This is a genomic window from Micromonospora sp. NPDC018662, from assembly GCF_044391475.1.
GTDB lineage: Bacteria > Actinomycetota > Actinomycetes > Mycobacteriales > Micromonosporaceae > Micromonospora.
This window is the reverse complement of the sequence record NZ_JBISAC010000016.1, coordinates 15,784-37,167: the sequence shown is the minus strand read 5'-3', so window position 1 is coordinate 37,167 and position 21,384 is coordinate 15,784. Positions and strand designations below refer to the sequence as shown.

The following is a 21,384-nucleotide window of genomic DNA, read 5'->3' as shown; positions in this document are numbered from 1 at the left end:
ACTTGAGATGAGCGACCAGCAGCAGCTGCGCAACTTCGTCAACGGCGAGTACGTCGACCCGGTGGACGGCGGCTACGCCGATCTGGTCGACCCGTGCACCGGCGAGGTGTTCGCCCGGGCGCCGGTGTCCGGGCCGGCGGACGTGGACGCGGCGATGCGGGCCGCCTCCGCCGCGTTCGAGGGCTGGCGGGACGCCACCCCGGCGGAGCGGCAGCGGGCGATGCTGAAGTTCGCGGACGCGGTGGAGGCCCGGGCCGCCGACCTGGTCGACGCGGAGGTGCGCAACACCGGCAAGCCCCGGCAGCTCACCACCGACGAGGAGCTGCCGCCGGCCGTGGACGAGCTGCGCTTCTTCGCCGGCGCGGCGCGCCTGCTGGAGGGGCGTTCGGCGGGTGAGTACCTGGCCGGCCACACGTCCTACGTGCGGCGCGAGCCGATCGGCGTCTGTGCCCAGGTGACGCCCTGGAACTATCCGCTGATGATGGCGGTCTGGAAGATCGCCCCGGCGCTCGCGGCCGGTAACGCGGTGGTGCTGAAGCCGTCGGACACCACGCCGGTGTCGACGTTGCTGCTGGCCGAGATCGCCGCCGAGCACCTGCCGCCGGGCGTGTTCAACGTGGTCTGCGGCGATCGGGACACCGGCCGTACGCTGGTCTCCCACCCGACGCCGCAGCTCGTGTCGATCACCGGCTCGACCCGGGCGGGCATGGAGGTCGCCGCCGCGGCGGCGCCGGACCTGAAGCGGACCCACCTGGAGCTGGGCGGCAAGGCCCCGGTCGTGATCTTCGACGACGCGGACGTGGCGGCGGCGGCCGAGGCGATCGCGGTGGGCGGCTACTTCAACGCCGGCCAGGACTGCACCGCCGCGACCCGGGTGCTCACCGGGCCCGGCATCCACGACGACTTCGTCGCCGCGCTCACCGAGCAGGCCCGCAACACCCGCACCGGCGGGCCGGACGACGCGGACGTGCTCTACGGCCCGCTGAACAACGCCAACCAGCTCGCCCGGGTGAGTGGTTTCGTGGACCGCCTGCCGGACCACGCGGACGTCACCACGGGCGGAAGCCGGGTCGGCGAGCGGGGCTTCTTCTACGCCCCGACCGTGGTGTCCGGCGTCCGGCAGGCCGACGAGATCATCCAGGACGAGGTGTTCGGGCCGGTGATCACCGTGCAGCGGTTCACCGACGAGGACGAGGCGGTGCGCTGGGCCAACGGCGTCGAGTACGGCCTGTCCGCCTCGGTCTGGACCCGCGACCACGGCCGGGCCATGCGGATGACCCGCCGGCTCGACTTCGGCTGCGTCTGGGTGAACACGCACATCCCGTTCGTGTCCGAGATGCCGCACGGCGGCTTCAAGCACTCCGGCCACGGCAAGGACCTGTCGGTCTACAGCCTGGAGGACTACACCCGGGTCAAGCACGTCATGCACAACATCGAAGGCTGAGACCATGGCATCGAGCGAGGAGCTGCGCAAGCGCCGCGCGTCGGCGGTGGCCCGGGGCGTGGGCAGCGTCGTCGACGCGTACGTGGACCGGGCGGGCGGCGGGACGCTCACCGACGTGGACGGGCGGGAGTGGATCGACTTCGCGGCCGGCATCGCGGTCACCAACGTGGGCAACTCCGCGCCGAAGGTGGTCGAGGCGGTCCGCGCCCAGGTCGAACGGTTCACCCACACCTGCTTCATGGTCGCGCCGTACGAGTCGTACGTGGCGGTGTGCGAGCAGCTCAACGCGCTGACGCCGGGCGGCTTCGAGAAGCGGTCGGCGTTGTTCAACTCCGGCGCCGAGGCGGTGGAGAACGCGGTGAAGATCGCCCGGCACGCGACCGGGCGGCCGGCGGTGGTGGTGTTCGACCACGCGTACCACGGGCGGACCAACCTGACCATGGCGTTGACCGCGAAGAACATGCCGTACAAGCACCGGTTCGGGCCGTTCGCCGGCGAGATCTACCGGGTGCCGATGTCGTACCCGCTGCGCGACGGCGGCCTCGACGGCGCGACCGCGGCGGCCCGGTCGATCGAGATGATCGAGAAGCAGGTGGGTGCGGAGAACGTGGCCGCGCTGCTGATCGAGCCGATCCAGGGCGAGGGCGGCTTCGTCGTACCCGCCGAGGGGTTCCTGCCGGCGCTGCGCGAGTGGGCGACGGCGGCCGGGGCGGTCTTCGTCGCCGACGAGATCCAGACCGGCTTCTGCCGGACCGGCGACTGGTTCGCCTGCGCGCACGAGGGCGTCGAGCCGGACCTGGTCACGCTCGCCAAGGGCATGGCCGGCGGGCTGCCGCTGGCGGCGGTGACCGGGCGGGCGGAGCTGATGGACGCGGTGCACGTCGGCGGCCTCGGCGGCACGTACGGCGGCAACCCGATCGCCTGCGCCGCCGCGCTCGCCGCTATCGCCACCATGCACGAGCTGGACCTGTCGGCCGCCGCCCGGCGGATCGGCGCGGTGATGGGCGAGCGGCTGCACGCGATCGCCGCCCGCGACCCGCGAGTCGCCGAGGTACGCGGCCGGGGCGCGATGCTCGCCATGGAGATCGTGCAGCCGGGCGGGACCACCCCCGATCCGGTGGCCACGGCGGCGCTCTCGGCGGCCTGCCACGCGGCCGGGCTGCTCACCCTGACCTGCGGCACCTACGGCAACGTGCTGCGCTTCCTGCCCCCGCTGGTGATCGCCGACGGTGAGCTGGGCCGGGGCCTCGACATCCTCGACGCCGCCTTCGGCTGACGGCTGTCGACCCCTGATCGTGGAACACCACGGGCGTGGATCCCCCCCAGGTTTCGCCCGTGGTGTCCCACCTCCGTCATCGTCAGCGCAGCAACTGCACCGTGTTGCGGCGGACCAGGTTCTTGCCCGGCTCGCGGATCGCGTCCATGGCCGCCGTGTTGAGCAGCACGCAACTACCCGACGGCCCGGTCACCGTCACGGTCACCACCCGGCCGTTGTCCAGGTTCGTGACCCGCAGCCGGGTGCCCACCGGGAACTGCCCGCTGGTGGCGGCCGGCGGGCCGGTCTCGGCGGAGAACGTGATCGCCCCGGTGCAGACGCTGCCGCCGATCGGCTGCGCGTTGCCCGGCCGCGTCTCGACCGGCTGCCCGCCGCCGGGGGCGGGCGCGGCGCCGTCGAGGCGTTCCACCACGTTGCGGCGGATGACGTTCTTGCCCGGCTCCCGGACCAGGTCCATGGCGGCGGCGTTGAGCAGCACGCAACTGCCCGACGGCCCGACCACGGTCACGGTCGCGCTCTTGTTGTTGTCCAGGTTCGTCACCCGCAGCCGGGTGCCCGCCGGGAACCGGTCACTGGTCGCGGCCGGCGCCCCGCCCTCCGCCGAGAACGTCACCGACCCGACGCAGGCGGACCGCCCGGCCGGCGTGGTCTCCGCGAATCCCATTCCGGTGCCGACCGAGAGGCCCACCGAGGCGACCACCGCCACGGTCGCCGCCAGCACGTGCTTGCGCTGCACCCTCACGTTCACTCCCGTCGTCGGTGTCCTCGACGCCTGATACGGATGCCGGCCCCGGACCGTTCAGTCGGTCGCCTGGTTGGCGGGGCCGCCGCGCGCCTGACCGGCCGACCTGTCCAAGATCTTGCAGATTGCGGACATCGCGGTGATGGGATGCTGACGCCGTCCACATCGGAGCTTCGCCCCACCACCGCCCGACAGGAGTCCGCGCATGCACCCGGTCCGACCGCCCCTGCTCGCCACCGGCCTCGCCACGCTGGCCACCGTCGCCACGCTCGGACTCGCGCCGGGCGCCGCCGTCGCCGCCCCGACGGCCTCCACCCCGGCGGCCTCCGCCCCGGCCATTTCCGTCAACTGGTCCGGCGCCGCCGACGTCCGCGCGCACACCGCCACCGTCCGCGGCCGGTTCGACTGCGGCGACGAGCGCGGCCTGGCCTACATCGAGGTGCACCTGGGCCAGCGGGTGCGGGGCACCGACGTCACCGGCTTCGGGTTCGGGGTGATCGGCGCGTGCACCGACGAGCGCACCGCCGGCACCTGGACGGCGACCATCCCCGCCGACACGGGCACGTTCCGCCCCGGCCCCGCCACCACCACGGCCCGCCTGGTCGTCGAGCCCAACTCCCTCACCGAGACCACCGAGCGCCTACGCCTGCTCCCCCACTGCCCGCGTCACTGACCCGCGGCGGCCGGGTCAGGCGATCTGCCGGAGGTCGTCGCCGTAGTCGAAGATGATCCGCAGTCTGGCGCCGAGGGCGTTGGCGTACCGGCTCAGCGTGGCCACCTCGTTGACGTCGAGGTCACCGTTCTCGATCTGGCTCACCCGACCCGGCGTGACCCCCATGATCTCGGCGACCTGCCGCTGGGTGAGCCCCAACCGCTTGCGCTCCTCGGCCAGGTGGAAGGCGCTCACCCAGGCCTCGGTCCGGGCGCGCTCCTGCGCGTACGCCTCGTCGTCGCCGCCGAGTTCGGCGCGGACCTCGTCCCAGTCGTGGAACTCCGTCACAACTCCCCCCTTCGCTCACGTTCGTTGTCGAGCCAAGCCTTGTAGGCGATCTCCGCCGCCGGGATGTTCCGCTGGTACCAGCGGCTCCAGTCGCCCGCCTTGTTTCCGGCGACCAAAAGGACAGCCTGCGACCACGGGTCGAAGACGAACAGCACCCGGATCGCCACGTCGCGACCCGAGCGAGGGCGCAGTTCCTTGAGGTTGCGCAGGCTGCTCCCACGCAGCGTGTCCACGAGCGGACGTCCCAACCCGGGCCCGACCTCGGCCAACTTGTCCACCGCCACCCGGACGCTCTCGTACGACGCCGGGTCGTGGTGCCGCAGGTCGCGCAACCAGTGCCGGACCTCACCGGTGACCCGGACCGACCACCGCTTCCCGTCAGCGCCCATGCGCCAACTATAGCCTGAGCTAAACCTGGCGGGCCACGTTCAGCGGGCGTCGAGGAGGGGCTGGGTGGGGTTCCAGGTCGTTCCGGTTTCGGCGTCTCGGCGGCGGCGGGCGATCGCGGACAGGGCCTCCAGGACCACGCGGTTGCCCAGGTAGGCGGTGATGTCGGCGTGGTCGTAGGGCGGGGCGACCTCGACCACGTCCAGGCCGACCACTGGTAGCTCGTAGCAGACCCGGCGGACCGCGTCGAGCAGCTCGCGGGAGGTCAGCCCGCCCGGCTCGGGCGTGCCGGTGCCGGGAGCCATGCCGGGGTCGACCACGTCCACGTCGACGGAGAGGAACACGCCCTCGCACTCGTCGGTGGCGATGCCGAACGCCTCGGTGAGGCAGGTGTCCAGGCCGCGCGCCACGACCTCGGTCATCTCGTACGAGCGCATCCGCTGCTCCGCCATCCACGCCAGCGTCTCCGGGCCGGGCCAGTAGCCGCGCAGCCCGAGCTGGAGGAAGCGGTCGCCGCGTACCGCGCCGGACTCGATGAGCCGGCGCATCGGCTGGCCGTGCCCGTGCAGGGAGCCGAACTCGACGTCGCCGGTGTCGGCGTGCGCGTCGAAGTGCACCAGCGAGACCCGGCCGAGCCCGTGGTGCCGGGCCACGCCGGTGGCGTCCGGCAACGCGATGGAGTGGTCGCCGCCGAGCACCACCGGGATGGCTCCGGCGGCGGCGACCGCGTGCACGGCGGTCTCCAGCGCGGCCAGCGAGCGTTCGATGTCGCCGCCGAACATCTCCACGTCCCCGGCGTCGTAGACGCACAGGTCCTTGAGCGCGTCCACGCGCAGCGCCAACGACGGGCGGGAGCCGTCGTGCGGCAGGTAGCAGGCCTGCCGGATGGCGGACGGACCGAACCGGGTGCCCGGCCGGTGCGAGGTGCCGCCGTCGAACGGCGCGCCGATGACCACCACGTCGGCGTCGGCATAGGTGACCGGTTCCTCGACCGTGCACGGCGGCACGCCGAGGAACGTGACGTCGGGGCCGTACATCGGGCCGTAGCGGGTCATCGTTCCTCCATCCCCCAGGGGGAACCGTAGTCGGTGAGCAGGTCGAGGAAGGGCGTCGGCGGCAGCGCCTCGGGGCCGAGCACGCCCGTGCCGGACCACGCGCCGGTGGCCAGCAGTTCCAGCGCCACGACCGGGTTGACAGCGGTCTGCCAGACCACCGCCTGGTGCCCGTACTCGGTCATCGACCACTCGTTGTCGACCACGTGGTAGAGGTAGACCCGGCGGGGTCGGCCGTCCGGCCCGGTGCCGGTGACGTACGTGCCGGCGCAGGTCTTCCCGCTCATCCGGTCGCCGAGCGTGGCCGGGTCGGGCAGCGCGGCGGCCACCACGTCGCGCGGCGACACGTCGACGCCGCGCACCCGCACCGGGGCGGTCGAGTCCAGACCGAGCTTGTGCAGCGTGCGCAGCACCTCGATGAACTCCGCGCCGAGGCCGTACTTGAAGGTGACCCGCTTCGCCTTCACCCAACGCGGGATGAGCAGCACCTCCTCGTGCTCCACGTTGACGCACTCGACCGGGCCGATGCCGGCCGGGAAGTCGAACACCTCCGGCTCGCTGAACGGTTCGGTGGTGAACCAGCCGCGGTCGGCCTCCCAGATCACCGGCGGGTTGAGGCACTCCTCGATGGTGGTCCAGATGGAGAATGAGGGCGCGAAGTCGTAGCCGGCGACGGTGAGGTTCGCGCCGTCGCGTACCCCGATCTCGTCGATCTCGGCGAACAGCTCGTCGGCGGCGTAGCGGGCGAAGACGTCGGACAGGCCGGGTTCGACGCCGATGCCGCAGAGCGCCAGCCGGCCGGCGGCGGCCCACCGGTCGGCGACCGCGAACTGTTCGTCGCCGAGCTTGACGCCGGGCTCCGCGTACGGGCGGTCGGGGTGCGGCCGGGACAGCGACATGGCCATGTCGAGGTAGTCGGCCCCGGCCGCGAACGCCCCTTCGAAGATCGGCAGGACGAAGCGCGGGTCGACCGCGTTGAACACGTGGGTGATCCGGTGCTCGCGGCAGAGCGCGGTGACCGCGTCGGCGGACGACGCGTCGACGGTGGCGGCCACGAACCGGTCGCCGTGGCCGGCGACCGCCCGGGCGGCGCGCGCCGGGTCGTGGTCGGCGACGACCATGGTCTCGAAGAAGGAACGGCGGGCGGCGATGGATACGGCGGCGGAGCCGACGCCACCGGCGCCGACGAGGAGGATACGCATCAGGAGTCGAACCCCAGTCCAAAGCGGTCGAGAGTACGGAGCCAGAGGTTGCGCCGCCCGTCCCGCGCGTCGGCGCGGGCGAGCGACCAGCGGGTGAGGTTGATGCCGGCGGCCCGGAACGGCTCCGGCGGGAACGGCAGCGGCTTGCGGCGCACCAGGTCGAGCCGGGTCAGCGGGGTGTCCGCGCCGGCGAGCAGGTCGAGCGTGACCCGCGCGCCGAACCGGGTCGCGCCGACGCCGAGCCCGGTGTACCCGGCTGCGTACGCCAGCCGCCCCTGGTGGGCGGTGCCGAAGAACGCGCAGAACCGGGTGCAGGTGTCGATGACGCCGCCCCAGCGGTGGCTGAACCGCAGCCCGTCCAGTTGCGGGAACGTGGTGAAGAAGTGCGATGCCAGGGTGTGGAACGTGGCCTCGCGCTGTTCCAGCGCGGGGGTCACCCGGTTGCCGTAGTGGTAGACAGCGTCGTAGCCGCCGAACAGGATCCGGTTGTCGGCGGTGAGCCGGTAGTAGTGGAACTGGTTGCCGGTGTCCGCCAGCCCCTGCCGGTTGCGCCAACCGATCGCGTCCCGCTGGGCGGCGGTCAGCGGCTCGGTCATCAGCGCGTAGTCGTACACCGGCACGGTCCAGGCGCGCAGCCGGCGCAGCAGCGGCGGGAACGCGTTGGTGGCCAGCGCCACCCGGCGGGCCCGCACCGCGCCGGGCGCGGCGTCCGCGCCGCCGGCCGTGGTGGCGCGCAGCGTCGGGCCGTCGGCGGCCAGCCCGGTGACCCGGGTGTGCTCGTGGATCCGGACGCCCCGGGAGAGCGCGGCCCGACGCAGCCCCCAGGCGAGCTTCGCCGGGTCGAGCAGCGCCGTCCGGTCCCGGTCCCACATCCCACCGAGGTACGTCGGCGAGGCCACCTCGGCGCGTACCTCGTCGCGGTCGAGCAGCCGCACGTCGCGGCCGTGGCGGCGGCCCAGCTCGGCGTCGGCGGCGAGCCCGTCGAGCTGGTACGGCGCGACGGCCACCGCCAGTTCCCCGGTGCGTTCGAAGTCGCAGTCGATGCCGTGCCTGTCGATCGTCGCGCCGATCGCGTCCAGGTTCTCCCGGCCGAGCCGTTCCAGCTCGGCGATCTCGTCGGGGAACCGCTCGACGCCGTTGGCCAGCCCGTGGGTGAGCGACGCGGCGCAGAACCCGCCGTTGCGCCCGGACGCCGCCCAGCCGCAGGTGCCGGCGTCCACCAGCAGCACGTCCCGGTCCGGGTCGGCCTCCTTGGCGAGCAGCGCGGTCCACAGCCCGGCGTAGCCGCCACCGACCACCAGCAGGTCGGCGGTGGCGGGGCCGGTGAGCGGCGGCAGCGGGTCGGGGCGAACCGGGCGGTCCAGCCAGTACGGGACGGGCGCGGCGTCGGCCAGCGCCCGGCCGGTATGCGGGGACGTCATGGCTTCCCCGCCGGGGTGGCGATCACCGCGAGCGCGGCCCGTCGAGCCCGCCGGCCGCGCAGTGAGCTGGCCCCGACCAGCAGCAACGCGATCGCGAACATGGCCGTGCCGATGACGTTGACCTGCGGCGGGATGCCCCGCTGGGCGGCGCCCCAGACGTACATCGGGAACGTGACGGTGGTGCCGGCGTTGAAGTTGGTGATGATGAAGTCGTCGAAGCTGAGCGAGAACGCGAGCAGCGCGGCGGCCACGATGCCGGGCAGCACCAACGGCAGGGTGATCCGGCGGAACGTCTGCCACTCGCTGGCGTACAGGTCCATGGCGGCCTCCTCCAGCCGCCGGTCCATGCCGGCGAGCCGGGCCTTCACGGTGACCACCACGAACGACACGCAGAACATCACGTGCGCGATGACGATGGTCCAGAAGCCCTGCGGCACGCCTGCGGCGACGAAGAGCGCGAGCAGCGAGGTGCCCATCACCAGTTCCGGCGTGGCCATCGGCAGGAAGATCAGGCCGTTGATCCCGGACCGGCCGCGGAAGCCGTGCCGGACCAGCGCGAACGCCATCAGCGTGCCGAGCACTGTGGAGACCACGGTGGCGATCAGGCCGATCTCCATGCTGCGGACCACCGCGTCGCACATGTCGGCGGTGGCGCAGGGGCGGGCCCAGTTGTCCAGCGTGAACTCGTGGAAGTCGTAGGAGACCCGGCTGGACGGGCGGTTGAAGGAGAGCCCGGCGACCACCAGGATCGGCAGCGTGAGGTAGCCGAGCACGAGCACTGCCACGCCCATCACCCACCGGTCGGCGAGCCACCGCCTGACGTTGCTCACAGCACCTCCTCCGTGCCGGCCTTGCGCAGGTAGGTGAAGACGATCACCAGGATCGCGGCCATCAGCAGGAACGACAGCGCCGCGCCCTGCGGATAGTCGAGCCGGACCAGGAACGCCGAGTCGATGACGTTGCCGATCATGTACTCGTTCGGTGTGCCGAGCAGCTCGGCGTTGATGTAGTCGCCGGTGGCCGGGATGAAGAACAGCAGCGTGCCGGCGATCAGGCCGGGCATCGACAGCGGCAGGGTGACCTTCGCGAACGCGCGCAGCGGGCTCGCGTACAGGTCGCTCGCCGCCTCCAGCAGCCGGGGATCGAGCCGCTCCAGGCTCGCGTACAGCGGCAGCACCAGGAACGGCAGGAAGTTGTACGTCAGGCCGAGCACCACCGCGATCGGGGTGGCCAGCAGCCGGCCGTCCGGCCCGAGCAGGTGCACGTCGCGCAGCAGCCCGACCACCGCGCCGTTGTCCGACAGGATGGTCTTCCAGGCCAGCGTGCGCACCAGGAAGCTGGTGAACATCGGCGCGACCACGGCCACCAGCAGCAGGTTCTTCCAGCGGCCGGCCTTCTGCGCGATCGCGTACGCCAGCGGGTAGCCCATCAGCAGCGCCAGCACCAGCGCGATCGCCGAGTAGAGGAAGGATCGCAGGAACTGCGGCCAGTACGCCTGCAACGCGTCCGGGTAGTTGCCGACCGCCCAGGTCATCGCGTACCCGGTGGAGAGCGAGCCGGCCGGGTCGTAGAGGCTGGCGGCGGCGAGTTGGAGCAGCGGCAACGCGAAGAAGACCAGCAGCCAGGCCGCGCCGGGCAGCAACAGCAGGTACGGCAGCAGCCGGTGCCGTCCGCGCCGCGCCGGGGGCGGCGCGGGTGACCCGGCGGAGGTCGGTACGTGGGCCAGCGCGGTCACGGCAACGCCCCCACCGGCGGCTCGTCCAGCAGCGGCGCGGTCTGGTCGTCCGCGCCGGCGGCCCGGGGCAGCAGGAATGCGTGCCGCGGGTCCCAGTGCGCGGTCACCGGCGTGCCGGCGGCGAGCCGACCGCCCAGCCCGCTGTTCGCCGCGAACACGGACAGCTCGCTGCCCCACGCGGTGCGCACCAGGTACTGGGTGCTCACCCCGACGTAGGAGGCGTCGGTGACCACGCCGCCGACGTGCTGGTGGCCGGCGGGCACCTCGTCCGGGCCGTCGACCAGGTGCAGCTTCTCCGGGCGTACGCCGAGGAAGGCCGGACCGTCGACGAGCCGCGCCCGGCCGGCGGGCACCGAGAAGCGCGCGCCGTGCGCGGTGACCAGCACGTCGTCCCCGGCGTGGCCGCCGGCGTCGGCGGCGAGCAGGTTGGACTGGCCGAGGAAGTTCGCCACGAACGCGGTGGCCGGATATTCGTAGATGTCGGCCGGCGCGCCGAGCTGCTCGATCCGGCCGGCGTTCATCACCGCGACCGTGTCGGCCATGGTCATGGCCTCCTCCTGGTCGTGGGTGACGTGCACGAACGTGATGCCGACCTCGGTCTGGATGCGCTTCAGCTCGAGCTGCATCTGCCGACGCAGTTTCAGGTCGAGCGCGCCGAGCGGCTCGTCGAGCAGCAGCACCTGCGGGTGGTTGATGAGTGCCCGGGCCAGCGCCACGCGTTGCTGCTGACCACCGGAGAGCTGGGCCGGCCGGCGCTGGCCGTACCCCTGGAGCTGCACCAGCGCGAGCATCCGCTCCACCTGGTCGCCCACCTTGCGGATGCCCCGGCGGCGCAGCCCGAACGCCACGTTCTCGTGGATGTCCAGGTGCGGGAAGAGCGCGTAGCTCTGGAAGACGGTGTTGACCGGCCGCTTGTACGGCCGCAGCCCGGTGATGTCCCGGTCGCCGAGCAGCACCTGCCCGCCGGTCGGCGTCTCCAGCCCGGCGATCATCCGCAGGGTGGTGGTCTTGCCGCAGCCGGACGCGCCGAGCAGGGCGAAGAACGAGCCCTGCGGAATCGTGAGGCTGAGGTCGTCGACGGCGGTGAACACGCCGAACCGCTTGGTCAGGTCGGCCAGTCGCAGATCGCCGGCCGGTGCTTCCTGCGCCATCTGCCTCACGCCCCGATGACCTGCTGGAACTTGGTCTCGTACTCCTTCTCGCGTTGCTCGTCGAGGGCCATGAAGACCTTCGACTTCGCGAGCATCGCGTCGTCCGGGAAGATCAGCGGGTTTGCCGCCAGGTCCGGGTCGATCTTCTCCATCTCGGCCTGCGCGCCCTGCACCGGGCAGATGTAGTTGACGTACGCGGCCAGCTTCGCCGCCACCGCCGGGTCGTAGTAGTAGTTCATCAGCGCCTCGGCGTTGGCCTTGTGGGTGGCCTTGTTCGGCACCAGCATGTTGTCCGACCAGAGCATGACGCCGGACTCGGGCACCACGAACTTGACCTTGGGGTCCTCGAAGCCGAGCTGGATCACGTCGCCGGACCAGCCGATGCACGCGGCGATGTCGCCCTTGGCCAGGTCGGGTGCGTAGTCGTTGCCGGTGAAGCGCCGGATCTGCTTGCTGTCCACGGCCTTCTTGAGTTTGTTCAGCGCGTCGTCGAACTGGGCCGGGGTGAAGTTGGCCGGGTCGTGGCCGCCGGCCTGGATCAGCAGGCCCATGGTGTCGCGCATCTCGGACAGCGCGGTCACCTTGCCCTTGAGGTCGGGTCGGGTGAGCAGCTCGTCGACGGTGCGGATCTCCTTGGTCACCTTGGCGTTGTAGGCGAGACCGGCGAGACCGGACTGCCATGGGATCGCGAGCTGGGTGTCCTTGTCGAAGGACCGGCCGCGCAGCGACGGCAGCAGGTTCGCCTCGACGTTGGGGATCTTCGCCTTGTCCAGCTTCTGGACCCAGCCGAGCCGGATCATCCGGGCGGCCATCCAGTCGGTGAGCACCATGATGTCCCGGCCGGTGCTCTGACAGCCGGCGAGCTGGTTCTGCACCTTGCCGAAGAACTCGTTGTTGTCGTTGACGTCCTCGGTGTAGGTCACCTGGATGCCGGTGCTGGCGACGAACGCGTCGAGCGTGGGGCGCTTGGACTCGTCCTTCTCGTCGGTGTCCATGTACTGCGGCCAGTTCGAGAACGCCAGCTTCTTCTCGGTGGCGGAAACGTCGTCGCTCTTACATCCGGCCTCGGTCTGCTGGGCGCCCTTCGTGCCGCAGCCGGCGAGCGTGCCCGCGGTGGCAAGCAGCGCGGCCGAGCCGAGCGTTCCGGTGAGCAGACCACGCCGGGTGAGCGTCCGGAGGGGACTACGCATGTGACGACTCCTTGGGGGGGCATCGTCGGCGGCGGGACGGGGGCGGCTCGCCGGCGGGAGGTCAGTGGCGATGGAGGCCTGATCCTGACATGAGGAACCCTCTCTCACAAGGGATTCCGTTGCGGGAATAGCTAGGGGCCACGAATTACGCCAGACTGCGCCGGGGCACTACGCTTCTGCACAGCGAATCGGACATGGGGAGCGGCGATGGCCAACCGGCACCTGGAGAACGGCAACGGTACCCGCCGGGTCACCGTGCGTGAAGGCTCCAGTCACGCTCTGTTGGACGACGTGGCCAAGCAGATCATCGAGCAGCTCCAGGAGGACGGGCGACGCCCGTACGCGAGCATCGGCAAGGCGGTCGGCCTCTCCGAGGCGGCGGTACGCCAGCGGGTGCAGCGCCTGCTCGACGCCGGCGTCATGCAGATCGTGGCGGTGACCGATCCGCTCCAACTCGGCTTTCCCCGGCAGGCCATGATCGGGCTGCGCACCGACGGCGACCTGGAGCCGGTGGCCGACCGGCTCGCCGAGTTCGAGGAGATCGACTACGTGGTGATCACCGCCGGATCGTTCGACCTGCTGGCCGAGGTGGTCTGCCGCAACGACGCGCACCTGCTGGAGATCCTGCAGAAGCTGCGCGGCGTGCCCGGGGTGCTGTCGACCGAGGCGTTCGTCTATCTCAAGCTGCGCAAGCAGACCTACAGCTGGGGCACGGCCTGAGCCTGGCCGACGAAGGCCCGCCAGGCGGTCGGGGTGAAGCTGAGCGTGCCGCCGGCCCGGTCCTTGCTGTCGCGCACCAGCACCCGGCCGGGCAGGTTGTCGGCCACCTCGACGCAGGCGCCGCCGTTGTTGCTGCTGCGGGTCGCGGTGCGCCAGCGGGCGCCGGTCATGTCCATGTCTCCGCCACTTCCCTGATCAGCTCGATCGAGCGCCGCCGGGGCAGCGCCTCACCGGTCACGCTCTCCCACCTTCGACCCAGGCTAGCGACGTCGATGGCATCGGTCACGACCTGACCGCGGAGCTGATTGTCGAGATACGCCAATTCCGTCCCGTCGGGCAGCCGGCCCAGGACGAACGGGCCGGCCAGCCCGGTGTGCCACGGGTTGTCGGCCGGGATCACCCGGACCTGGACGTGCTCCCGCCCGGCGACCGCCGCGAGATGCCGGAGCTGACCGGCCATCACCGACCCGTCGCCGACCGGCCGGCGCAGCACCACCTCGTCGATCACCACCACGAGTTGCGGCGGGTCGTCCCGGTCGAGGACGCGCTGACGCGGGATCCGGCTCGCCACGATCTCGTCCACCTCGGCGGGCGCGAACAACGCGCCCGTGCCCAGCACCGCGCGGGCGTACCCCTCGGTCTGGAGCAGGCCCGGCACGAGCAGCGGCTCGTACCACCGAAAGCTGGTGGCGTCCTGCTCAAGCTCGACCCACGGGCGGAACCACGTCAGGTCGCGGCGGCGGAACGGCTCCGGCCACAGCTCGGCGACCTCGCGGCCCAGCACCTCGGCGACCGCGACCCGGCTGTGCGGATGCGGGATGCGGTCGGCCGTCACCCAGCGCGCCGCCGTCTTCGGATCGACCTGGACCTTCGCGGCGAGCGACTCGGCCGTCTCGCCCTTCTCCGCCATCGCCACCCGCAGCACCTCGTTCGCCATCCGCGCCTCCCGTCCGGTCACCCATGGGCGGCACCGTAGCGACGCTCCGTATCGATATCCGCACTCACCCGGCGTGTCGCGTCCGGATCTCTTGCCGACATCGGAGGTGGGCACCCGGTGCCCGGGAAAGGCCCCGAAGGTGTCCCCAGCGGCGGGGGTCGACGTCCGCCGGAGAGCGCCTTTCGAGCTGATAGCACCAACGACTCACGCGATAGCACCAACGACTCAGCTCGAAAGGGGTCCGACGCCCACCTGCCCGCCCGGCCGAACCCACCGCAGGAGCCGCGAAATCCGTCGCTGATGCAAACAGAGGTCGCTGAATCCGTTGCATCCGACCGTTGAGACTTGCGTTATCAGCAACGACTGTGCGATAACCGTGGGCAGAGCGGCCGGTGTCACCCCTGACCGGCCCGAGACCCGATGGGGCTGACATGGCCAACGCCACCGACCACCTCTGGATGCACTTCACCCGGATGGCCAGCTACTCCGCCGGCGAGGTCCCGACCATCGTGCGGGGCGAGGGCGCGTACGTCTGGGACGCGCAGGGCCGCCGCTACCTCGACGGGCTCGCCGGGCTCTTCGTCGTCAACGCCGGCCACGGCCGGACCGAGCTGGCCGAGGCCGCCGCCAAGCAGGCCGGCGAGCTGGCCTACTTCCCGCTCTGGTCGTACGCCCACCCGACCGCGGTCGAGCTGGCCGAGAAGATCGCCGCGCTGACCCCGGGCGACCTGAACCGGATCTTCTTCACCACCGGCGGCTCCGAGGCCGTCGAGGCGGCGTGGAAGCTGGCCCGCGCCTACTTCAAGCGCACCGGCCAGCCCAACAAGCACAAGGTGGTCAGCCGCTACATCGCCTACCACGGCACCTCGATGGGCGCGCTGTCGATCACCGGGCTGCCCGGCATCAAGAGCGACTTCGAGCCGCTGGTGCCCGGCGGGATCAAGGTGCCCAACACCAACTTCTACCGGGCGCCGGAGCACGGCGACGACGCCGAGGCGTTCGGCCGCTGGGCCGCCGAGGAGATCGGCCGGGCGATCGAACGGGAGGGGCCGGACACGGTCGCGGCGGTCTTCCTGGAGCCGGTGCAGAACTCCGGCGGCTGCTTCCCGCCGCCGCCCGGCTACTTCGCCCGGGTCCGCGAGATCTGCGACGCGTACGACGTGCTGCTGGTCAGCGACGAGGTGATCTGCTCCTGGGGCCGGCTCGGCGAATACTTCGGCGCCACCCGCTACGGCTACCAGCCGGACATCATCACCACCGCCAAGGGCATCACGTCCGGCTACGCCCCGCTCGGCGCGATGATCGCCAGCGACCGGTTGATGGAGCCGTTCCTCACCGAGACCGGCATGTTCGCCCACGGGGTGACGTTCGGCGGGCATCCGGTCTCCTGCGCGGTGGCGCTGGCCAACCTGGAGGTCTTCGCCCGCGAGGACCTGGTCGGGCACGTCCGGGCCAACGAGGATGCGTTCCGCGCCACCCTGGAGAAGCTGCACGACCTGCCGATCGTCGGCGACGTGCGCGGCGACGGCTACTTCTACGGCATCGAGCTGGTCAAGGACAAGACGACTCGGGAGACGTTCGACGAGGCGGAGTCCGAGCGGCTGCTGCGCGGCTTCCTCTCCACCGCGCTGTTCGCCGCCGGGCTCTACTGCCGTGCCGACGACCGGGGCGACCCGGTGGTGCAGCTCGCCCCGCCGCTGATCGCCGAGCAGCAGCAGTTCGACGAGATCGAGCAGATCCTGCGCGCGGTGCTGACCGAGGCGTGGTCCCGGCTCTAGACCATGCCCTACCAGGAGCTGTCCCACTGGCTGTCCGACCTGGACGAGCCGCTGATCCCGCGACCCGGGTTACCCGGCGACACGGACGCCGACGTGGCGATCGTGGGCGCCGGGTACACCGGGCTGTGGACCGCGTACTACCTGGTCGAAGCCGATCCGACGCTGCGGGTCGTGGTGCTGGAGCGGGAGATCGCCGGATACGGCGCGTCCGGCCGCAACGGCGGCTGGTGCTCGGCGCTGTTCCCCACCTCGCTGCCGGCGCTGGCCCGGCGGCACGGGCGGGACCGCGCGCTGGCCATGCAGCGGGCCATGCACGACACGGTTCGCGAGGTCGGCCGGGTGGCCGCCGCCGAGGGCATCGACTGCGACTGGCAGGCCGGCGGCACGGTGGTGCTGGCCCGCACCGGGACGCAGCTCGGCCGGGCCCGCGCCGCCCTCGAGGAGGCCCGCGCGTACGGGCTGGCCGACGACGACCTGGTGCTGCTCGACGCCGCCGAGGCCGCCGCCCGCTGCGCCGCCGACGGGGTACGCGGCGGCACGTACACGCCGCACTGCGCCACCGTGCAGCCGGCGAAGCTGGTCCGGGGCCTGGCCCGGGCGGTGGAGCGCCGGGGCGTACGCGTCTTCGAACGCACTCCGGTCACCGCGCTGCGGCCCGGCGCGGCGGTGACCCCGGCGGGCGTGGTCCGGGCGCAGGTGGTGGTCCGCGCCACCGAGGGGTTCACCCCGGGGCTGCCCGGGCACCGGCGGGCGGTGGCGCCGGTCTACTCGCTGATGGTGGCCACCGCGCCGCTGCCGGCGGAGACCTGGGCCGGGATCGGGCTGGCGGAGCGGGAGACGTTCTCCGACTACCGGCACCTCATCGTCTACGGCCAGCGCACCGCCGACGGTCGGCTGGCGTTCGGCGGGCGGGGCGCCCCCTACCACTACGGCTCCCGGGTGCGCCCCGACTTCGACCGGGAGCCCCGGGTGTTCGCGGCGTTGCGCCGGACGCTCGCCGAACTGTTCCCGGCGCTCGGCCCGGACGTGCCGGTGACGCACGCCTGGGGCGGCCCGCTCGGCGTGGCCCGGGACTGGGCCGCGTCGGTGGGGCTGGACCGCCGCACCGGGCTGGCCTGGGCCGGCGGGTACGTCGGCGACGGCGTGGGCACCAGCAACCTGGCCGGCCGCACGCTGGCCGACCTGATCACGGGCGCGGAGAGCGACCTGACCGCGCTGCCCTGGGTCGGGCACCGTTCCCCGCGCTGGGAGCCGGAGCCGCTGCGCTGGCTGGCCATGAACGCCGGCCTGAAGATCATGTCGACGGCCGACGCCGCCGAGCACCGCACCCACCGCCCGTCCCGCCGAGCCACCCTCTTCACCCGCTTCCTCGGCCACTGACCCGACGGTCAGTGGTTGGGGGGGATCACCCGGAGGTGGCCCCGGCGGCCCTGCTGGTGCGGGGGCTGGGACTGGGGGCGGGACTGAGGGTCCTCGGGGGGACGCGGCGGCGCGGGGCGGGCGGCCTCGCGGACCGCCTCGGCCAGCGCGACCAGGTCGTCGGTGGTGGGCGGCGGCGGCTCGAACTCGCCCTCGTGACGCACCACGTCCCAGCCGCGCGGGGCGGTCAGGCTGCGGGCGTGCTGCTCACACAGGTCGTACGTGTGTGGTTCGGCGAACGCCGCGAGCGGCCCCACCACCGCTGTCGACTCGTTGTAGACATAGGTCAATGTGGCGACCGCTTGCCGGGGGCAGCCGTTACGGGAGCAGCGCCGTGGTGACCTCACGTGCGGCAGGGTATCCCCATTACCGGGTCCGGCGCACCGCTTCGCGTTACGACACGCCCGTCACGGTGATCACAATTCGTCCGATCGGCGCCCCGGCGCGCCGGGCGTGCCGCGCGGCGGCGGGGCGGCCGGGTCACCGGGCTACCCTGTCCGTCATGACGAGCCCGCAGCACAGCCGCCCCGGCTCCGGCCGGCGCACCCACCGCGACCGGCACGGTCGGGGGCTGCGCGGGCGGCTGGTGCCGGCCACCGTGCCACTGGCCCGGACCAAGGCCGAGGTCTTCGACGACCTGGTGCTCGACACCGTGGAGACGCTCGAACGCCGGTTCGCCAAGGAGTTGGCCGGGGTGGAGTTCGCGGTCGAGGACGTCCCCCCGGATCTGAACGTCTACGACTCCGACGTGTTGGAGGACGGCGAGGTGCCGCTCGCCCGGCTGCTGCCGGGCCGGCCCGGCCGGCAGGAGGTGCCGCCGCGCATCGTGCTCTACCGGCGGCCGCTGGAGTTTCGCGCGATGGACCGGGAGGACCTCGCGGATCTCGTGCACGACGTGATCATCGAGCAGGTGGCGAACCTGCTCGGGGTCGACCCCGACGAACTGGCCTGACGGCGGTCTCGCCGCACCCCGCACGCCGACCCCACGGACCCGGGCGGCCCCCACCGCCCGGTCCATGTCGGGTCAGGCGGCTACCCGCCGCTTGAGCTTGCGCCGCTCCCGTTCGGAGAGGCCACCCCAGATCCCGAACCGCTCGTCGTGGCCGAGCGCGTACTCCAGACATTCCGTCTTGACTTCACACCGCGAGCAGATGCGCTTCGCCTCACGGGTCGAGCCGCCCTTCTCGGGAAAGAACGCCTCCGGGTCGGTCTGCGAGCAGAGCGCCCGCTCCTGCCACTCCGGCGCGTTCCCGAGCAGGTCGGCCACCTCGAGCTGGCCGTCCATCGATTGCCTCCTTGTCGCGCACCGGCGTCATTCGCCGCTGCAACCCCCCACGCGAAAGGCGTGCTTGTCCGTACGGACCCAATTGGTGCGTTCCGCGCGAACAACCCCATTCAAATTACACGCGTGTAATGCGTGCGCCGTCAAGCCAAACTTGATAATGGAGTCGCCCTCCCGACACGTCCGGCACGGCCGCTGCGGCCGTCCGTAGCCTCGCAACCTGCCCTATCGATTCAGACCCCGGGCGAGTAACGCCCTCCCCGGCGAGTTGCCCCAAGTTTTCTGCCGTGGCGCAACACCGGCGGGCCGGCCGGACGCCCCCGTCGGCCGCCGCCCAAGATCACTAATGGTGGGGCAAAGGTTAACGCGCGCGGCGCGGTACCGCCCGTCCATCCACCAACGCCGACCGCGCCCCGTCCAGCATGTGGACGGGGCGCGTGGGTAGCTGAGCGTTCGGTCAGTCGCTTCGCGGTGGTGAGCTGGTCGGCCAGACGAATTCGGCGATCGCTCCACCGGTGACGGAAACAGCACCGGCCGGCGTGTTTTCGTCCCACCAGACGGTATAGACGCCCGCCTCCAGGTCCGGGTAGACCGCACTGTGGAACACGCCGTCCAGGACGTGCCGCTCCCGTACCGCCGAGTGGGTACGCGGGCCGTCCCGGTCCGCGCGGCTGATCTCGATCTCCCGCCCGTGCAGGTCCCGACCGGTGTGGATGATCAGCGCGCCGGTGTCGCCGCCGAGGTCGAGCATCACGGTCCCGCGGTACGACGGGCCGAGGTCGTGGTGCCGGTGCATGCCGCCCCCTCCCGTCAGGACCGCTTCGCCGGCGGGTTGCCGAACCCGTCGTACGGCGTGCCGAGGAACGGGAAGTCACCGAGGAACGGCGCGGTCACGTCCGTCGCGTCCAGACCCGGCGTGACGGCCGCCGCCGCCGCGTCCGGCTTGAACGTCTTGTCCACCAGCGGCACGGTCAGCCCGGCGATCGCCCGCAGCGCGATGGTCACCACGTCGTCGGCGACCCGGCGGCCGTTGGGGAAGCCGGCCAGGTCGCCGCCGAGCACCCCGAACCGGTCCGGCCGGGCGCTCGGCCGGATCGCCGTGTTGAGCCGCAGCATGTCGGCCTGGGTGTCGCCGGTGGTGTTGGCGAAGCCGTCGATCAGCCCCGCCGGTACGCCGGTGAGCAGGATCGCCACCAGGTCGGCGCGCGGCTTCTTCGCCTTGTGCAACGCGTCCAGGTTGGGAAAGACACCCGGGTAGAGCACCGGCAGCAACGCGGCCAGCTCGGGCCGCTCGACGAACCCGGCGAACCGCTTGTCCTCCGACGGCGGCAGCGTGTTCCACAGGTCCTTCTTCGACATCGGCACGATCACCTCGTTGAACAACGGGTTGCCGAGCCGCGACACCTGGACGAAGGGGCCGGTGGCGGTGTCCGCCGACACCCGGTCGCCGAGCACCCGCACCTGCTGGCGGGACGCGGTGGTCCAGACGCCGATGGTGGACGCGCGGTCGGCGTAGCCGTACCGGGCGGCCTTCCGGCGTACCTTGCTCAACGGCACCTGGAGGGCGATGCTGTGCACGTTCAGCCGGTCCAACGCGTTGACCGGCTCGCCCTCGGTCTTGAACAGCTTCTTGCCGGCCACGTGGAGCTGCTGGAACGGCCGCAGCGTACCCAGGTCGAACACCGCGCCCAAGTCGACGAAGAAGCCGTCGGCGCGCTGGCCGGCGAACACCTTCTCGCCGGTGGACAGCTTGAACGTCGCCTGCTTCACCAGGTTCTGGTAGTTCGGCGTGGACAGCGGACCGACGTTGCACGGCGGGCAGGGCAACTTGTTCGCCAGCACGTGCTCCCGGCCGTCCGCGATCCGGGTCAGCTTGTAGAACTGCCGCCGGTTCCAGTTCTTGCTGTCCAGCGACTCGATCGGCCCGGTGTTGTAGAGAAAACTGTTCTGATTCGTGATCTCGGTGGTGAATTCGAAACGATAGGTGACGTCCGGGTAACCGTCGCCGTCGTTGTCGACGTGGATCTCGTACCGGACGTCGTCACCGAACTCGAAGAAGTTGGGGCCGCCGGAGGGGAGCTGCACCGGCACGTAGTTGGCGATCAACGTGACCGTGTCGGGCCGGCTCGGGCTGACGAACGCGTACAGGTCGGAACTGTCGGCGACCGGATCCTTGGCGATCTCCGGGGCCTCGCGGTGAGAGGACATGGCGGACCACACCTTCGTCGGGGGAAAGGGTACGTCGGACCGGCGCCGGGAGCCCGCGCCGGGAGGAGCGGGGTCAGCGGCGGGCAGCGCGCACCAGACGGTCGGCCAGCCCACGGTCGCGCACCTGGACCCGGGTCGTGCCGACGAAGACGTCCATCGTGCCGGTGGCGGCGTCGCGGAGGTGGACCACGATCGGCTCGTCGCGCCGGCCCGCGGTCGGGGTGTTCTGCGCGGCCGACAGGCCCGGCACGGTGAGCGCCGCCGCGCCCAGGGTGGCGCTCGCCGCGGCGGTCAGCGTCTGCCGGCGGGTCAGCCGCGGCCAGGTCCGCCGCTTCGGGGCGTCGGTGGTCTCGTCAGTGCTCATCGGCAACCTTTCCACAACCGGCGCCGCAGCGCCGCGAGGGCCGGGCACCCGGACGCCGCCGGATCCCCGGGCTGGG

The 21,384-nt window shown here is 72.0% G+C and carries 24 protein-coding genes; 7 read left to right on the top strand and 17 right to left on the bottom strand.

Features of this window, described 5'->3' with window-relative positions:
* Positions 1 to 7: 7 nt before the first annotated feature.
* Positions 8 to 1,444, top strand: coding sequence for a gamma-aminobutyraldehyde dehydrogenase (locus tag ACH495_RS29975; RefSeq protein ID WP_396861066.1), 1,437 nt, complete (start codon positions 8 to 10; stop codon positions 1,442 to 1,444).
* Between the two features lie 4 nt (positions 1,445 to 1,448).
* The gene (gene gabT / locus ACH495_RS29970; protein ID WP_396861065.1) at positions 1,449 to 2,720 is read left to right on the top strand and encodes a 4-aminobutyrate--2-oxoglutarate transaminase; all 1,272 of its coding nucleotides are present in this window, start codon (positions 1,449 to 1,451) and stop codon (positions 2,718 to 2,720) included.
* An 82-nt stretch (positions 2,721 to 2,802) separates the two neighbouring features.
* On the opposite strand, the gene ACH495_RS29965 is transcribed toward gabT, so the two are convergent.
* Positions 2,803 to 3,462: a hypothetical protein gene (locus ACH495_RS29965; protein ID WP_396861064.1), complete on the bottom strand. Its 660-nt coding sequence runs from the start codon at positions 3,460 to 3,462 to the stop codon at positions 2,803 to 2,805.
* A gap of 205 nt (positions 3,463 to 3,667) precedes the next feature.
* Between ACH495_RS29965 and ACH495_RS29960 the strand changes: the two genes are divergently transcribed.
* A complete protein-coding gene (locus tag ACH495_RS29960) occupies positions 3,668 to 4,135 on the top strand; it encodes a hypothetical protein (protein ID WP_396861063.1) in 468 nt (155 codons plus the stop codon).
* Between the two features lie 15 nt (positions 4,136 to 4,150).
* Here ACH495_RS29960 and ACH495_RS29955 read toward each other — a convergent pair whose 3' ends face one another.
* Genes ACH495_RS29955 through ACH495_RS29915 form a run of 9 tightly spaced genes read right to left on the bottom strand, consistent with a single transcriptional unit; the run spans position 4,151 to position 12,600 of the window.
* Positions 4,151 to 4,462, bottom strand: a complete 312-nt coding sequence (locus ACH495_RS29955) for a helix-turn-helix domain-containing protein (RefSeq protein WP_107157744.1) — start codon at positions 4,460 to 4,462, stop codon at positions 4,151 to 4,153.
* A complete protein-coding gene (locus ACH495_RS29950) occupies positions 4,459 to 4,851 on the bottom strand; it encodes a type II toxin-antitoxin system RelE/ParE family toxin (RefSeq protein ID WP_396861062.1) in 393 nt (130 codons plus the stop codon). Before ACH495_RS29950 ends, ACH495_RS29955 begins: the two co-directional genes overlap by 4 nt.
* 39 nt (positions 4,852 to 4,890) lie before the next feature.
* Complete coding sequence (gene speB / locus ACH495_RS29945; protein ID WP_396861061.1) at positions 4,891 to 5,904, bottom strand: agmatinase; 1,014 nt, start codon at positions 5,902 to 5,904, stop codon at positions 4,891 to 4,893.
* Positions 5,901 to 7,103 carry a saccharopine dehydrogenase family protein gene (locus ACH495_RS29940; RefSeq protein WP_396861060.1) on the bottom strand — a complete coding sequence of 401 codons (1,203 nt, stop codon included), beginning with the start codon at positions 7,101 to 7,103 and terminating at the stop codon, positions 5,901 to 5,903. Before ACH495_RS29940 ends, speB begins: the two co-directional genes overlap by 4 nt.
* A complete protein-coding gene (locus ACH495_RS29935) occupies positions 7,103 to 8,524 on the bottom strand; it encodes an NAD(P)/FAD-dependent oxidoreductase (RefSeq protein WP_396861059.1) in 1,422 nt (473 codons plus the stop codon). Before ACH495_RS29935 ends, ACH495_RS29940 begins: the two co-directional genes overlap by 1 nt.
* On the bottom strand, positions 8,521 to 9,354 hold the full coding sequence (locus ACH495_RS29930) for an ABC transporter permease (protein ID WP_396861058.1): 834 nt from the start codon (positions 9,352 to 9,354) through the stop codon (positions 8,521 to 8,523). Before ACH495_RS29930 ends, ACH495_RS29935 begins: the two co-directional genes overlap by 4 nt.
* Positions 9,351 to 10,259, bottom strand: a complete 909-nt coding sequence (locus ACH495_RS29925; RefSeq protein ID WP_396861057.1) for an ABC transporter permease — start codon at positions 10,257 to 10,259, stop codon at positions 9,351 to 9,353. Before ACH495_RS29925 ends, ACH495_RS29930 begins: the two co-directional genes overlap by 4 nt.
* The gene (locus tag ACH495_RS29920) at positions 10,256 to 11,410 is read right to left on the bottom strand and encodes an ABC transporter ATP-binding protein (RefSeq protein ID WP_396861056.1); all 1,155 of its coding nucleotides are present in this window, start codon (positions 11,408 to 11,410) and stop codon (positions 10,256 to 10,258) included. Before ACH495_RS29920 ends, ACH495_RS29925 begins: the two co-directional genes overlap by 4 nt.
* A 5-nt stretch (positions 11,411 to 11,415) precedes the next feature.
* Complete coding sequence (locus tag ACH495_RS29915) at positions 11,416 to 12,600, bottom strand: extracellular solute-binding protein (protein ID WP_396861055.1); 1,185 nt, start codon at positions 12,598 to 12,600, stop codon at positions 11,416 to 11,418.
* A gap of 207 nt (positions 12,601 to 12,807) precedes the next feature.
* On the opposite strand from ACH495_RS29915, the gene ACH495_RS29910 reads away from it, so the two are divergent.
* Positions 12,808 to 13,320: an Lrp/AsnC family transcriptional regulator gene (locus tag ACH495_RS29910; RefSeq protein WP_396861054.1), complete on the top strand. Its 513-nt coding sequence runs from the start codon at positions 12,808 to 12,810 to the stop codon at positions 13,318 to 13,320.
* Here ACH495_RS29910 and ACH495_RS29905 read toward each other — a convergent pair.
* Both ACH495_RS29905 and ACH495_RS29900 read right to left on the bottom strand, forming a co-directional pair.
* Positions 13,299 to 13,496, bottom strand: a complete 198-nt coding sequence (locus tag ACH495_RS29905) for a DUF397 domain-containing protein (protein ID WP_181571771.1) — start codon at positions 13,494 to 13,496, stop codon at positions 13,299 to 13,301. The two genes, ACH495_RS29910 and ACH495_RS29905, sit on opposite strands and share 22 nt — an antisense overlap.
* Positions 13,487 to 14,257, bottom strand: coding sequence for a helix-turn-helix domain-containing protein (locus ACH495_RS29900; protein ID WP_396861103.1), 771 nt, complete (start codon positions 14,255 to 14,257; stop codon positions 13,487 to 13,489). The genes ACH495_RS29905 and ACH495_RS29900 overlap by 10 nt, the downstream gene beginning before the upstream one ends.
* A 431-nt stretch (positions 14,258 to 14,688) precedes the next feature.
* Here ACH495_RS29900 and ACH495_RS29895 point away from each other — a divergent pair, with 431 nt between their 5' ends.
* Positions 14,689 to 16,035, top strand: a complete 1,347-nt coding sequence (locus ACH495_RS29895) for an aspartate aminotransferase family protein (protein ID WP_396861053.1) — start codon at positions 14,689 to 14,691, stop codon at positions 16,033 to 16,035.
* Between the two features lie 3 nt (positions 16,036 to 16,038).
* Entirely contained in the window at positions 16,039 to 17,415 is a 1,377-nt protein-coding gene (locus ACH495_RS29890; RefSeq protein WP_396861052.1) for an NAD(P)/FAD-dependent oxidoreductase, read from the top strand.
* Between the two features lie 8 nt (positions 17,416 to 17,423).
* Here ACH495_RS29890 and ACH495_RS29885 read toward each other — a convergent pair whose 3' ends face one another.
* On the bottom strand, positions 17,424 to 17,801 hold the full coding sequence (locus tag ACH495_RS29885; RefSeq protein WP_343443388.1) for a DUF3499 domain-containing protein: 378 nt from the start codon (positions 17,799 to 17,801) through the stop codon (positions 17,424 to 17,426).
* A 155-nt stretch (positions 17,802 to 17,956) separates the two neighbouring features.
* Here ACH495_RS29885 and ACH495_RS29880 point away from each other — a divergent pair, with 155 nt between their 5' ends.
* Positions 17,957 to 18,406, top strand: a complete 450-nt coding sequence (locus ACH495_RS29880; protein ID WP_396861051.1) for a metallopeptidase family protein — start codon at positions 17,957 to 17,959, stop codon at positions 18,404 to 18,406.
* Between the two features lie 72 nt (positions 18,407 to 18,478).
* Here ACH495_RS29880 and ACH495_RS29875 read toward each other — a convergent pair whose 3' ends face one another.
* The 4 genes from ACH495_RS29875 to ACH495_RS29860 form a co-directional block, all read right to left on the bottom strand.
* Positions 18,479 to 18,739, bottom strand: coding sequence for a WhiB family transcriptional regulator (locus ACH495_RS29875; RefSeq protein ID WP_013284161.1), 261 nt, complete (start codon positions 18,737 to 18,739; stop codon positions 18,479 to 18,481).
* A 454-nt stretch (positions 18,740 to 19,193) separates the two neighbouring features.
* Complete coding sequence (locus ACH495_RS29870; protein ID WP_396861050.1) at positions 19,194 to 19,532, bottom strand: phospholipase; 339 nt, start codon at positions 19,530 to 19,532, stop codon at positions 19,194 to 19,196.
* A 14-nt stretch (positions 19,533 to 19,546) separates the two neighbouring features.
* Entirely contained in the window at positions 19,547 to 20,944 is a 1,398-nt protein-coding gene (locus ACH495_RS29865) for a DUF4331 domain-containing protein (protein WP_396861049.1), read from the bottom strand.
* 73 nt (positions 20,945 to 21,017) lie between these two features.
* Positions 21,018 to 21,308, bottom strand: coding sequence for a hypothetical protein (locus ACH495_RS29860; protein ID WP_396861048.1), 291 nt, complete (start codon positions 21,306 to 21,308; stop codon positions 21,018 to 21,020).
* Between the last annotated feature and the right edge of the window lie 76 nt (positions 21,309 to 21,384).

What these genes read in the sequence shown, in the direction of transcription:
- ACH495_RS29975 (WP_396861066.1), top strand. Translation starts at nt 8, where the DNA reads ATGAGCGACCAGCAGCAGCTGCGCAACTTCGTCAACGGCGAGTACGTC.
- gabT (WP_396861065.1), top strand. Translation starts at nt 1,449, where the DNA reads ATGGCATCGAGCGAGGAGCTGCGCAAGCGCCGCGCGTCGGCGGTGGCC.
- ACH495_RS29960 (WP_396861063.1), top strand. Translation starts at nt 3,668, where the DNA reads ATGCACCCGGTCCGACCGCCCCTGCTCGCCACCGGCCTCGCCACGCTG.
- ACH495_RS29950 (WP_396861062.1), bottom strand. Translation starts at nt 4,851, where the DNA reads ATGGGCGCTGACGGGAAGCGGTGGTCGGTCCGGGTCACCGGTGAGGTC.
- speB (WP_396861061.1), bottom strand. Translation starts at nt 5,904, where the DNA reads ATGACCCGCTACGGCCCGATGTACGGCCCCGACGTCACGTTCCTCGGC.
- ACH495_RS29940 (WP_396861060.1), bottom strand. Translation starts at nt 7,103, where the DNA reads ATGCGTATCCTCCTCGTCGGCGCCGGTGGCGTCGGCTCCGCCGCCGTA.
- ACH495_RS29935 (WP_396861059.1), bottom strand. Translation starts at nt 8,524, where the DNA reads ATGACGTCCCCGCATACCGGCCGGGCGCTGGCCGACGCCGCGCCCGTC.
- ACH495_RS29920 (WP_396861056.1), bottom strand. Translation starts at nt 11,410, where the DNA reads ATGGCGCAGGAAGCACCGGCCGGCGATCTGCGACTGGCCGACCTGACC.
- ACH495_RS29915 (WP_396861055.1), bottom strand. Translation starts at nt 12,600, where the DNA reads ATGCGTAGTCCCCTCCGGACGCTCACCCGGCGTGGTCTGCTCACCGGA.
- ACH495_RS29910 (WP_396861054.1), top strand. Translation starts at nt 12,808, where the DNA reads ATGGCCAACCGGCACCTGGAGAACGGCAACGGTACCCGCCGGGTCACC.
- ACH495_RS29905 (WP_181571771.1), bottom strand. Translation starts at nt 13,496, where the DNA reads ATGGACATGACCGGCGCCCGCTGGCGCACCGCGACCCGCAGCAGCAAC.
- ACH495_RS29900 (WP_396861103.1), bottom strand. Translation starts at nt 14,257, where the DNA reads ATGGCGAACGAGGTGCTGCGGGTGGCGATGGCGGAGAAGGGCGAGACG.
- ACH495_RS29895 (WP_396861053.1), top strand. Translation starts at nt 14,689, where the DNA reads ATGGCCAACGCCACCGACCACCTCTGGATGCACTTCACCCGGATGGCC.
- ACH495_RS29890 (WP_396861052.1), top strand. Translation starts at nt 16,039, where the DNA reads ATGCCCTACCAGGAGCTGTCCCACTGGCTGTCCGACCTGGACGAGCCG.
- ACH495_RS29880 (WP_396861051.1), top strand. Translation starts at nt 17,957, where the DNA reads ATGACGAGCCCGCAGCACAGCCGCCCCGGCTCCGGCCGGCGCACCCAC.
- ACH495_RS29875 (WP_013284161.1), bottom strand. Translation starts at nt 18,739, where the DNA reads ATGGACGGCCAGCTCGAGGTGGCCGACCTGCTCGGGAACGCGCCGGAG.
- ACH495_RS29870 (WP_396861050.1), bottom strand. Translation starts at nt 19,532, where the DNA reads ATGCACCGGCACCACGACCTCGGCCCGTCGTACCGCGGGACCGTGATG.
- ACH495_RS29865 (WP_396861049.1), bottom strand. Translation starts at nt 20,944, where the DNA reads ATGTCCTCTCACCGCGAGGCCCCGGAGATCGCCAAGGATCCGGTCGCC.
- ACH495_RS29860 (WP_396861048.1), bottom strand. Translation starts at nt 21,308, where the DNA reads ATGAGCACTGACGAGACCACCGACGCCCCGAAGCGGCGGACCTGGCCG.